The organism is Nocardiopsis sp. NPDC055551, from assembly GCF_053619415.1.
Genome location: NZ_JBSHJJ010000007.1, coordinates 278,514 through 290,632 on the forward strand (window position 1 = coordinate 278,514; position 12,119 = coordinate 290,632).

The following is a 12,119-nucleotide window of genomic DNA, read 5'->3' on the forward strand; positions in this document are numbered from 1 at the left end:
CCACAGTCGTATGCGCGAACACTGTGAACAACCGGCACCGCCCGGCTCAAGAACGGCTGAACAGGCGCGTAAAGGGCTTCAGATCGGCCCTCTCCGCGGGCCACCATGGTGGTGTGTCCACCCTGCACTCCCAAAACACACTCCCGGCCCCCGGCGCCCCCGCACACGGGTCGAAGAAGCGCCGGGGACCGACTTTTCGCCCCATAGTGGACCTGGACTCCGGCGCGGTGGTGGCCGTGGAGGTCGTCGCCCCGGTACCGGAGGGTCTGGGTCGCCCGGACGGATCCGGCCGCGAGGCCACGCTCGTCGCCGAGTGGCTGTCGGCGCTGGTTCGCTCGGTGGGCGGAGCCGATAGCCTGCTGCCGTTGGTGCTTCCGCTGCCGTCGGTGGCGTTGGCCGATGGTGGAGGCCTTCCCGCGATGGCCGAGAGCGCGTTGCGGCGGGCGGGTCGACGTCCGCGCGACGTCACCCTCATGCTCACCCCCGACCTGGTGGACCTGCCCAGGGACATCGTGATGGCCGGGGTCTCGGGGTTGCGTTCGGTGGGGTTCCGGTGCGGATTCGGTACCGGGATGGCCCGACCGGACATGGTGTTGGAGGCCCTCCCCTTCCTCATCCGGTTGGACCCGAAGCTGGTGGCGGGGATCGACTCCGACCAGCGCCACAGCGGCATCGTCGAGGGGCTGTCCCGGATCGGTCGCAGCAGCGGCGTGTACGCCCTCGGCGCGGGGGTGACCCGGGCCGAGGAGATCGTGCGGCTGCGCGAGTGCGGGGTGCGTCTGGGCAGTGGAACGTTCTTCACCGACCCCGGTTGGCGTCCGGGCGAGAAGGTGACACCCGTACCCGAACCCGCGGCCACCACCCTGGGCGACACCGACACCGGGCCCCGGGTCACCGAGTTCATGGTGCCCCCGCTGGACTTCGACTCCGAGTCGACCGGCGAGCACGTGCTGGAGGCGTTCACCGCCGACGCCGCCCTCAACAGCGTGGTCCTGATCGACCACCGGGAGCGACCCACCGGGGTGATCGACCGGACCCGATTCCTGTTGTCGGTGACCGGACGCTACGGGCACGCGCTGCACGCCAAACGTCCGGCCCTACGCCTGGCGGAGTCACCGCGGACGGTACCGGCGTGGATGTCGGCGATCGCGGCGTTGCGTGTGGCGGGTCAGGACCGCGAACGGGTCTACGACGACCTCATCGTGACCAATCCCTACGGCCAGTGCCTGGGAGTGGTGCACGTCAGCGACCTGATCCAGTCCCTGTCCCGGCGGTGAACCCCGACCCGGGGAACGGAACGGCCACCCCGCCGAACGTGTGCGGGGTGGCCGGGGTGATGGACGCTCACCTGGAGGGTTCGGGTCCTTTGGTCCCCGACGGGCTGCTGGTGGGAATCGAGTCACCGGCCGGGTAGCCGTTGTAGTGGGTGTCGGCGCCGACCTCGCGCAGCTGTCGGCGCAGCCGCTCCCGGGTCTCCTCGTCGTGCAGGTATTCCAGTTCGGGACGGCGGGCCATCCGACCGTCCCCGGAGGAGCGGCCCATGGCGCGGCGACGCAGCCACGGTACGAGGTACTGACGCGCCCAGCGACGACCCTCCCGGCGTCGCAGGATCCGCGGGAGCTGCTGGGGCGGGGTGGACCACGGGTCCGTCCAGGATTCGGGCGGGCCCATCGGGAACCCGAGCAGGTCGGCCACGCGGGCCGCGACGATCTGGTGACCGGCGCCGTTGGGGTGCAGCCGGTCGTCGCTCCAGGCACGAGAGTCGTTGAGGGCGTTGAGCGCCCACAGGTCGATGATCTCGGTGCCGGTACGTTCGGCGACCGCGCGCATGTGCATGCTGAACACCGCGATGCGTCCGCGGTACAGACGCAGGACCGGGATCCACCCGGTGTCGTGGCCGGCCAGGATCACCACGCGGATGCCCGCGTCGCGCAGCCGACGCACCCCCCACTCGAAATGTTCGGCGAGTTCGTCCGGGTCGTGGCCGGGCCGCAGCACGTCGTTGCCGCCCGCCAGCACGGTGACCAGGTCGGGCTTCCACTCCAGCGCTCGGTCGAGTTGTTCACCGAAGATGTGTTGCATCCGTCGACCACGAACACCGAGATTGGCGTATCGGAAGTCCGGGGACAGAGTGCCCAGGTGTTCGGCGAGACGGTCCGCGAAGCCCCGGTAGGTGCCGCCCGGCCCACTGTCGTCTTCCATCCCCTCGGTGATGCTGTCACCGATGGCCACGTAGGACCGGATGAGTTCCGGTCTGTCCGTGGCATCGGCGGCAGGGGGATTCATCTCAAGGTCTGTCACGTCAACCAATCATCCGGATCGACCGTTCCACGCCTGCCGAGCACCGGGGTGCGCGGAAACGGAAGTCTTGGTGGGGCGCGGTGTGCCGCCGGCCCGTGTTGTCCGAGCACCGTGGCCCCCGGGGGCGGTTGCGGCCACCCGGCCGAAGTGGGCGCTTCGAGCGAGAACAGTGCCCATCCAGCATACCCGCGTCCGACATTCACATGTCGGATTCGGTTCGGCCGACACCTACCGGCACGCCTCATGTCCAGGGCACCTCGGTACACCGTTCGCGTGCGAACGCTCACGGCCACCCGCCGGCCACGACTCTGGGAACAACGTCCGATATGGCAGAGAAGAGCCTCATGCCATATATGAGGTAATTCACATCTCATTTCACGGTTTCGTCATGGAACTCCAGTACCACAGCGATCACACACCGTGGCGAAACCTCACCGGAGCCCGCTGAAACGGATCGGGACTACCCTTGTGCTCTCTGGCCACGTACGATCGCGTCAAGTGCTCACGGCACCCCCGTCCCTCGGTCCCCCGTTTCCTCTCACAGCAGGGCCGGAGCGTTCTCTAAGGGCCTGTCCCCCTGATGGCCCGAGGCGCGTACTGTGGTGCATCGAACCGAAGGCCCGTGCGGTTCCTCCTCAATTCACGAGCAGACACCAGGAGGTCGAGGTCCCCAGCGGATGAACGCCGTCTCTCCGATCTGCCTCGTCGACCTCGCACCCGCCCTGCGCTGGTCGAGGTCGCCGGACGTGGCATCCCTGCTCAGACACGACCGGCTGATCGACGGTTGGTGGCACTCCCTGCCCATCACCCGCGTTCTGGACATCGCCGGCCCACCCTGGCTGGCCCAAGGCCTGGCCCGGCTCGCGGTCGAGCAGTGGGACCACGTACCCCTGACGGAATTCCTGCCCAGTCTGCGCGGCCAAGCGGTGGACTGTGCCGAACTCTCCGAACCCGTACGCGAAGCGGTCACGACCACCGCCGGCAGTTGGGAGAAACTCGTCTCGGCCACCCCCCGCGAGATCCTGGAGTGGGGACCGGCCCAGTGCGGTGTCCTCGACATCGTCAGCACCGTCGCCTGGCGTGCCCTGCAACCGTGCTGCGAACTTCCCGGCGGGCCCACGCCCTCCCCGGCACTGATGTTGGAGGCCGTGCGCACCATCTCGCACTGGCTTCCCGAGTCCGCGCCCGATCACGTGCGCAACGCGCTCGACTACCTCGACGCGGCCACCGGCGCGCACGAGGCCCCCGGCTCCTCGGTGAACGGTTCCGACTCGACACCGCCCCAGTCCCCGGCCACGCGGGCCATCCGCACCCTGCGGGCCCTACGCGCCCAGCGCGAGGAGGGCCGGCCGGACACCGCCGACGTCCACGTCCCCGCGGGAATGGAGCCCACCCCCAGCCCCACTCCGCCGCCTTCGCAGACCCCGCTGGGCGGCATGGTGAGTTCGGCCGCGATGATCCCCGGTGACGCCGCCGAGGGCGCCCCCGAGCCCCCCGAGGCGCAGAACGATGTGGGCGACCTTCGTTCGCAGTTCCGCAGTTCCCTGCTGGGCCCGGGCCGTACCCTGCGTCGTCCCAGCTTCAGCCGTCCCAAGCTGCGCCCCGAACAGCCCGAGGAACGTCCGGCCCCCGCGCTGGGGCAGCACCCCTTGGTGGACGCGGTCGAGGAGATGTTCCGCTCCTGGCCCGACCTGGAGCGGACGGTGGCGGCCGAACGGCTCTTCGCCACCGATCCCATCAGCATCCGGGTGCTCTCCGAGCAGATCGCGGTGGACGTCACCGAGATCCGCGGCGCCCAGCGCAAGGTGGAGGAGCGACTGTTGCAGTGGCTCTCCTCCCCCGAGGGCGCCACCATCACCAAGCATCTGCGCGAGCTGTCCGACCAGTTGGGTTCGGCGACCACCATCGACCGACTCATCAACGCGCACCCGGACCACCCGGTGGACGTGCCCACCCTGCACACCCCGCTGTGGCGGGTGATCATCACCCTGTTCACCGACCGCCGCATGCACAACGGCTGGCTCATCGCCGACGATCCCAACCGACTGCGCTGGCAGACCCGGGAGATGCTCGGTGACACACCCGACCTGACCGAGGCCGGCATCCGGCTGGGCCGGATCGGTATCCGCCAGCAGGAACTGCGCGCCTGGCTGCTGAGCACCCCGGGTGTGAACCTGCGCGAGGGCCGTGTCCTGGTGGACACCTCCGTGCCCATGGAGGCTCCGACCGGCGGTCACTCCCCCGAGGGTTCGGGCACCACCGAGAACGGCCTGCCGATCCGGCGCCGCCCGGAGACCGCCGCGGACTCCCCCGTGGAGGCCCCCGCCCCGACCCACGGATACAGACCCGACTCGGGCGCGTTCCCACAGGTGGCACCACCGCCCGCGCCGATGACACCGCACCTCGGGCAGCAGCCTCAGCCTCAGCCTCCGCTGGCGCCCCCGGCGCCGACCCGTCACGGCGCGAGCGAACCCGCGATGTCGGCCCGCTGCTTCCGTGCCCCGGACGGCCGCTGGTGGCACCGCATCGACATCACCGCCGACCATCTCAACGGCGCCCCGGTGGCCGTGCCCGCCGGGTACGCCACACACCTGGGACTGCAACCCGGACGTCTGCTGTGCCTGACCGCGCCCGGAGCGGACCTGCTGGTGCTGGTCTGGCGCGATCAGCCGGCCTTCGACTCGTTGCGCCCGCTGCTCCGCAGGCAGGCCGCGCAGCCCGGCGACCGCATCTTCATCACGGTCTCCGGCGACAGGTTGGACGCGCGCAAGCTCCCGGTGAGCGACCTGAGCGGTCACTCCCCCTACGCTCGGGCCCTGCACCTGATCGGCTACACCGCACCGGCCGCCACGGACGAGGCGCTCAAGATCCTCTCCCGCAGGATCACCGACAACGGCGACGAGTCGCTGGCCGCCCCGCAGGCCCTGCTCGACGTCCTGTCCCTACGCGGGGACGAGGACATCGCCGGGGAATTGCGTTCGGGCATGTTCGCCGCGCACTGACACCCACCGTCGACCGCACGAGGCCCACGGACCGGACGCCTTCCGGCCGTGGGCCTTCGTCGTGCCCGGCGTCCTCGCGGCTCTTTCACCACGTCCCCGACGTGACAGGACACCCCGAGAGGATATAGGTTAGCCTTACCTAAGAGAGCTGAGGTGATCCTGCTGTTCACGCACACCCTGGCGCCCACCCCCGCCGAAAGCGCCCGTTCGGTCCTGGCGCGCCCCAACCCCGCCACCGTCACGACCTCCGACGTCTCCCTACACCTGACCGGCCCCGCCTGCCACACCGGTACCGACGGGGAGATCACCCTGCTCGTGCCGGACCAGCACCGGGTATTGGGCGAGATCGACGCCGACGGACTCGAAGCCACCATCGAGTTCACCGACACCGCCCCCGTCGACCTGCGCGACCGGACCCGTTCCCTGCTGTGGATCAACGGCGACCTGAGCCTGCCGTCCGCCACGGAGGCGCGCGACCGCGCCCTGGCCGTGTTGGAGGGGGACCCCGACGAACGTCTCCTCGACCTGGGCCACGGACGCACCATGATCGTCCTGCGACCCCACCTGGTGGTGTACTCCGACCACGACGGCTGTCACCTGCTGGAGCCGGCGCGGTTCACCTCCCTGAGCCCCGCCCCCTTCGACCGTTGGGAGGGCCCATGGCTACGCCACCTGGAGCGGGACCACGGCGACCTGCTCGAAGCGGTCGTCCAGCACTGCCCAGTACCGCTGCCCGACGGTCGCCCACGTCCCCTGGGCGTGGACCGCTACGGCCTGCGTCTGCGTCTGGAGAGCGCCGGGGGCGACCACGACGTGCGCATCCCCTTCCGTCGCCCGGCGCGCACCGCACACGAGGTCGCCCACCAGGTCCAGGAACTGGCCCGACTTCCCCTCGACCGCTACTGAGCGCACCGCCCCCCGCACACGAAGACGGGCCGGGGCCCCGAAGGGTCCCGGCCCGCTCGCACGTCCGCTCAGGTCAGACGTTGAATCCCAGCATGCGCAGCTGGTCCCGACCATCGTCGGTGATCTTGTCCGGACCCCACGGCGGCATCCAAACCCAATTGATCTTGACGTCACGCTCGAACTCGTCCAGGGCGCTGTTGGTCTGGTCCTCGATGACGTCGGTCAACGGGCAGGCCGCGCTGGTCAGGGTCATGTCCAGAGTGATCGACTTGTCGTCGGCGTTCACCCCGTACAGCAGACCCAGGTCGACGATGTTCACCCCGAGCTCGGGGTCGATCACGTCCTTGAGGGCCTCGCCGATCTCCTCGAACAGCTCCTCCTGCTCAGGGGTGAGCGGAGCCGTCTCGGACTTCTCGGCGGTCTCGGTCGTCGTGCTGTCGTTCTCGCTCATTCAGGCGCCTTCCTTCTCGAAGGACTGCGACACCGCGTCCTTCCAGGCCATCCACCCCAGCAGGGCGCACTTGATCCGGGCCGGGTACTTGGACACGCCGACGAACGCCACAGCGTCCTCCAGCACGTCCTCGTCGGGTTCACCCTTGCCCTTGGACTGCATCAACTCGGTGAAGGCGTCCAGGGTACGCATCCCCTCGGCCACCGACTTCCCGATGAGGAGATCGGTCAGCACCGAGGTGCTGGCCTGGCTGATCGAACAGCCCATGCCCTCATAGGAGACGTCGGTGACGGTCGCCTTCTCGTCCAGTCCCGCGCCGTCGGGGGCAGGGGTCAACGCCACGCGGAGCGTCACCTCGTCCCCACAGGTGGGGTTGATGTGATGCGCCTCGGCGTCGTGCGGATCCCGCAGCCCCTTGTGGTGCGGGTTCCGGTAGTGGTCCAGGATGATCTCCTGGTACATCGCGTCCAGCTGCATGGTCAGGCAGAATCCTCGTTGCTAGGCCCTGGTCCCGAAGAACCTCTGGGCGGCCCGGATGGCCTCCGCGAGCGCTTCCACGTCCTCCAACGTGTTGTAGAGGTAGAAGGACGCGCGCGTGGTCGCGACGATACCGAGCTTGCGGTGCAGCGGCCAGGCGCAGTGGTGGCCCACCCGCACCTCGACCCCCCGGTCGTCCAGGACCTGGCCCAGGTCGTGCGGGTGGATGTCCTCCACCACGAACGACACCGCGCCACCCCGGTCCACGGCTTCCGTGGGACCGACGATCCGCACACCCTCGATCGCGCCGACCAGCTTGAGCGCGTACTCGGTGAGTTCGTGCTCGTGCGCGGCGACCCGGTCCATGCCCACCTTCGACAGGTAGTCACAGGCCGCGGCCAGACCGACGGCCTGCGGGGCCATCGGCACACCGGCCTCGAATCGCTGAGGCGGATCGGCCCAGGTGGAGTGCGTCATGTGCACCACGCCGATCATCGAACCACCGCTGATGAACGGTGGCATGGCGGCGAGGAGCTCCCGGCGCCCCCAGAGCACGCCGATCCCGTTGGGACCGAGCATCTTGTGTCCGGAGAAGGCCAGGAAGTCGACGTCCAACGCCGCGACGTCGACCGGCATGTGCGGCACCGACTGGCACGCGTCCAGCAACACCAGGGCACCGACCTCACGGGCCCGCGCCGTGATGGTGGCGACGGGGTTGACCGTGCCCACCACGTTGGACTGGTGCGCGAACGCCACCAGCTTCGTGCGCTCGTTGACCAACTCGTTCAGGTCCGACAGGTCCAGACGACCCTCGTCGGTCACCGAGAACCAGCGCAGCGTCGCACCGGTGCGCTGACACAGCTGCTGCCAGGGCACCAGGTTGGCGTGGTGCTCCATCTCGGTGACGACGATCTCGTCGCCCGGACCCACCTGGAACCTTCGGAGGTCATCCTCGGCCGTGGCGGCGTTGCTCATCGCGTACGCGACGAGGTTGACCGCCTCGGTGGCGTTCTTGGTGAACACCACCTCGTCGGAGTCGGCTCCGATGAACGACGCAATGGTCTCTCGGGCCGACTCGTAGGCGTCGGTGGCCTCCTCCGCGAGCTGGTGCGCTCCCCGGTGCACCGCCGCGTTGTGGCGTTCGTAGAACTCACGCTCGGCGTCCAGTACCTGCCGGGGTTTTTGCGAGGTGGCCCCGGAGTCGAGGTACACCAACGGGCGCTCGTCACGGACGGTCCGGGAGAGGATCGGGAAGTCCTCCCGGATCGCCGCGACGTCGAGCGGTCCCAGCTCGCGATCACTCATGTGCTACGCGCCCGCCTTCACAAAACGCTCGTAGCCCTCGGACTCCAGCACCTGCGCCAGCTCGGGGCCGCCGGACTCGGCGATGCGCCCCTCGGCGAAGACGTGCACGAAGTCGGGCTTCACGTAGTTCAGGATGCGGGTGTAGTGCGTGATGAGCATGACACCCAGGTCGTTCTCGCCCTGGGCGCGGTTGATGCCCTCGGAGACGATCTTGAGCGCGTCGACGTCCAGGCCGGAGTCGGTCTCGTCCAGGATGGCGACCTTCGGCTTGAGCAGCTCCAGCTGGAGGATCTCGTGCCGCTTCTTCTCACCACCGGAGAAGCCCTCGTTGACGCCGCGGGCGGCGAAGGAGGAGTCGATGGCCAGGTTCTTCATGGCGCCCTGCAGTTCCTTGGAGAACTGACGGAGCTTGGGAGCCTCGCCGCGCATGGAGGTGACCGAGCTGCGCAGGAAGTTGGACATGGACACGCCCGGGACCTCGACCGGGTACTGCATGGCCAGGAACACGCCGGCGCGGGCCCGCTCGTCGACCTCCATGTCGAGGACGTTCTCACCGTCGAGGAGGACCTCGCCGTCGGTGATCTCGTAGCGCGGGTGACCGGAGATCGCGTAGGCGAGGGTGGACTTACCGGAGCCGTTGGGGCCCATGATGGCGTGGGTCTCACCGGAGTTGATCGTCAGGTCAACGCCCTTGAGGATCTCGCGACGCTCGTCCTCACCGATGAGGACGTCGGCGCGCAGACCGCGGATTTCGAACTTCGTCATTTCAGGCCTCAGGAATTCTTCTCAGCCAGCGACACGAGCACGTCGTCGCCGTCGATCTTCACGTCATAGGTGGGGACCGGCTGGGTCGCGGGCGGGTTGATCGGCGCCCCCGAACGCAGGTCGAAGCACGAACCGTGCAGCCAGCACTCGATGGTGCCGTCCTCGACCTCACCCTCGGAGAGGCGGACCTCCGCGTGCGAGCACACGTCTCGCAGCGCGAAGACCTGACCCTCGGAGCGCACCAGCGCGATGGGCGTCTCGTCGTCGGTCTCGATCCCCAGGACCCCCTCCTCGGGGATCTCGTCGAGTTCGGCGACCTTGGTCCAACCGCCCTGATCACTCATGTGCGGCAAGCTTTCGCTCGACCTTCTCCATGACCCGCTCGCGCAGTTCCTCGTCGTCGATGCGGTTGACGATGTCCAGGAAGTAGCCGCGGATGATCAGGCGGCGGGCCTCATCCTCCGGGATACCGCGCGAACGCAGGTAGAAGAGGTGCACGTCGTCCAGACGCCCACTGGCGCTGGCGTGGCCCGCGCCCTGGACCTCACCGGTGAAGATCTCCAGGTTCGGAACGGAGTCCACACGGGTGTCGTCGGAGAGCTGCAGGTTGCGGTTGTGCTCGTAGGAGTCGGTGCCCTCGGTGCCCTCGCCGATGATCACGTCACCGATCCAGACGGTGTGGGCCCCGGAACCGTTGAGCGCGCCCTTGTAGTCCACCCGGGAGCGGGTGTGCGACAGGTTGTGGTCGATGAGCGAACGGTGCTCGTGGTGCTGCTTGTCACCGGCGAAGTAGAGTCCGTAGAGCTCGGCGTTGCCGCCGCGACCCGTGTAGGACACGCGCGGCGACAGGCGGACCACGTCCCCGCCCAGGGTGACGATGACCGACTTGAAGCTCGCGTCCTTGGCCACCCGGGCGTTGTGCTGGCTGACCTCGACCGCGTCGTCGTCCCAGTCCTGGAGGCTGACCAGGTTGAGCTTGGCGCCCTCACCGACGTGCACGTCGAGGTTGCCCGCGCGCACACCGGTACCGGTGTTGGTGATGATCACGGTGGCCTCGGCCATCGGCTGCACGTCGATGACGAGCTGCTCGAAGGCGGTGCCGCCCAGACCCTTGCGGTCGATCGTGATCGCCTTGTCGGCCACCAGCGAGCGCGGCACGGTCACGACCGTGGCCTGCTCGAAGGCGCTGTAGGCCTGTGCGATGACGCGGTCCACGGGAAGACCCGCGGTGCCCAGACGCTCATCGTCCCGGCCGACCTGCTCGACGGTGACGCCCTCGGGCGCGTCGACGACGGTCTCGTCGGTGCCGTCGGCCTCGCCCTTCCAGTCCTGCAGACCCTTGAGACGACGCATCGGCGTGAAGCGCCACTCCTCCTCGCGTCCGTTCGGGACGGGGAAGTCGTTCACGTCGTGGGAACCGTGCGTGTCCAGCTTCGAAACCGGGATCTGTCCCAGCCCGTGGCTGTGCGCCTTGGGTTCGGTGTTCGTGGTCGTCAACTTAACCAACCGATCCTTCCATCTGGAGCTCGATGAGACGGTTCAGCTCCAGCGCGTACTCCATCGGGAGCTCCCTGGCGATGGGCTCCACGAAACCTCGAACGACCATGGCCATGGCCTCTTCCTCGCCCATCCCCCGACTCATCAGGTAGAAGAGCTGGTCCTCGCTGACCTTGGAGACGGTGGCCTCGTGCGCGAGCTCGGTGTCGTCCTCGCGCAGGTCGTTGTAGGGGTAGGTGTCGGAACGGCTGATCGTGTCGATCAGCAGCGCGTCGCACTCCACCGAGGACTTCGCCAGGTGGGCACCCTCCTGGACCTGGATCAGGCCGCGGTAGGAGGAGCGGCCGCCGCCGCGCGCCACCGACTTGGACACCACCTTGGAGGTGGTGTTGGGGGCGCAGTGCACCATCTTGGCGCCGGTGTCCTGGTGCTGGCCCTCGCCGGCGAAGGCGATGGACAGGGTCTCGCCGTTGGCGTGCTCGCCCATCAGGTACACGGCGGGGTACTTCATGGTGACCTGGGAGCCGATGTTGCCGTCGACCCACTCCATGGTGGCGCCCTCTTCGGCGATGGCGCGCTTGGTCACCAGGTTGAAGACGTTGTTCGACCAGTTCTGAATGGTCGTGTAACGGCAGCGGGCGTTCTTCTTGACGATGATCTCGACGACCGCGGAGTGCAGCGAGTCCGTCTTGTAGATCGGCGCGGTGCAACCCTCGACGTAGTGGACGTAGGCGCCCTCGTCGACGATGATCAGCGTCCGCTCGAACTGACCCATGTTCTCGGTGTTGATCCGGAAGTAGGCCTGGAGCGGGATCTCCACGTGCACGTTCTTGGGCACGTAGACGAACGACCCGCCACTCCACACCGAGGTGTTGAGCGCGGCGAACTTGTTGTCGCCGGGCGGGATGACGGAGCCGAAGTACTCCTCGAAGATCTCCGGGTGCTCCTTGAGAGCGGTGTCGGTGTCCAGGAAGAGGACGCCCTGCTCCTCCAGGTCCTCACGGATCTGGTGGTAGACGACCTCGGACTCGTACTGCGCCGCGACACCGGCGACCAGGCGCTGCTTCTCCGCCTCGGGGATGCCCAGCCTGTCGTAGGTGTTCTTGATGTCCTCGGGCAGGTCCTCCCAGGAGGTGGCCTGCTTCTCCGTGGACCGCACGAAGTACTTGATGTTGTCGAAGTCGATCCTGGACAGGTCCGCGCCCCAGTCGGGCATGGGCTTCTTGTCAAAGAGCTTGAGCGACTTGAGGCGGAGCTTGGTCATCCACTCCGGCTCGTCCTTCTTCGCCGAGATGTCCCGAACAACCTCTTCGTTCAGGCCACGACGGGCCGAGGCACCGGCCGCGTCGGAGTCGGACCAGCCGAACTCATATGTTCCGAGCCCTTCGAGCTCGGGATGCGCGACAGAAGTCATG

At 68.2% G+C, this 12,119-nt stretch carries 11 protein-coding genes; 3 read left to right on the plus strand and 8 right to left on the minus strand.

The annotated features are described in order from the left end of the window. The first annotated feature begins 56 nt into the window (after positions 1 to 56). A complete protein-coding gene (locus ACWGSK_RS15120; protein WP_452456081.1) occupies positions 57 to 1,277 on the plus strand; it encodes an EAL domain-containing protein in 1,221 nt (406 codons plus the stop codon). 67 nt (positions 1,278 to 1,344) lie between these two features. On the opposite strand, the gene ACWGSK_RS15125 is transcribed toward ACWGSK_RS15120, so the two are convergent. Further along, entirely contained in the window at positions 1,345 to 2,286 is a 942-nt protein-coding gene (locus ACWGSK_RS15125) for an SGNH/GDSL hydrolase family protein (protein WP_358513168.1), read from the minus strand. A gap of 692 nt (positions 2,287 to 2,978) precedes the next feature. Between ACWGSK_RS15125 and ACWGSK_RS15130 the strand changes: the two genes are divergently transcribed. Continuing rightward, positions 2,979 to 5,303: a hypothetical protein gene (locus ACWGSK_RS15130; RefSeq protein WP_452456053.1), complete on the plus strand. Its 2,325-nt coding sequence runs from the start codon at positions 2,979 to 2,981 to the stop codon at positions 5,301 to 5,303. Positions 5,304 to 5,456: 153 nt separating this feature from the next. Continuing rightward, positions 5,457 to 6,209: a DUF2470 domain-containing protein gene (locus tag ACWGSK_RS15135; RefSeq protein ID WP_452456054.1), complete on the plus strand. Its 753-nt coding sequence runs from the start codon at positions 5,457 to 5,459 to the stop codon at positions 6,207 to 6,209. Positions 6,210 to 6,282: 73 nt separating this feature from the next. On the opposite strand, the gene ACWGSK_RS15140 is transcribed toward ACWGSK_RS15135, so the two are convergent. Genes ACWGSK_RS15140 through sufB form a run of 7 tightly spaced genes read right to left on the minus strand, consistent with a single transcriptional unit; the run spans position 6,283 to position 12,118 of the window. Continuing rightward, positions 6,283 to 6,660, minus strand: a complete 378-nt coding sequence (locus ACWGSK_RS15140; protein ID WP_358513162.1) for a metal-sulfur cluster assembly factor — start codon at positions 6,658 to 6,660, stop codon at positions 6,283 to 6,285. Next, positions 6,661 to 7,137: a Fe-S cluster assembly sulfur transfer protein SufU gene (sufU, locus tag ACWGSK_RS15145; RefSeq protein ID WP_358513160.1), complete on the minus strand. Its 477-nt coding sequence runs from the start codon at positions 7,135 to 7,137 to the stop codon at positions 6,661 to 6,663. 21 nt (positions 7,138 to 7,158) lie between these two features. Beyond that, on the minus strand, positions 7,159 to 8,442 hold the full coding sequence (locus tag ACWGSK_RS15150) for a cysteine desulfurase (protein ID WP_358513158.1): 1,284 nt from the start codon (positions 8,440 to 8,442) through the stop codon (positions 7,159 to 7,161). 3 nt (positions 8,443 to 8,445) lie between these two features. After that, complete coding sequence (sufC, locus tag ACWGSK_RS15155; RefSeq protein ID WP_358513156.1) at positions 8,446 to 9,207, minus strand: Fe-S cluster assembly ATPase SufC; 762 nt, start codon at positions 9,205 to 9,207, stop codon at positions 8,446 to 8,448. Positions 9,208 to 9,215: 8 nt separating this feature from the next. Further along, on the minus strand, positions 9,216 to 9,551 hold the full coding sequence (locus ACWGSK_RS15160; protein WP_358513154.1) for a non-heme iron oxygenase ferredoxin subunit: 336 nt from the start codon (positions 9,549 to 9,551) through the stop codon (positions 9,216 to 9,218). Further along, entirely contained in the window at positions 9,544 to 10,704 is a 1,161-nt protein-coding gene (gene sufD, locus ACWGSK_RS15165) for a Fe-S cluster assembly protein SufD (protein ID WP_358513152.1), read from the minus strand. Before sufD ends, ACWGSK_RS15160 begins: the two co-directional genes overlap by 8 nt. A gap of 1 nt (position 10,705) precedes the next feature. Next, positions 10,706 to 12,118, minus strand: coding sequence for a Fe-S cluster assembly protein SufB (sufB, locus tag ACWGSK_RS15170; RefSeq protein WP_067605434.1), 1,413 nt, complete (start codon positions 12,116 to 12,118; stop codon positions 10,706 to 10,708). Between the last annotated feature and the right edge of the window lies 1 nt (position 12,119).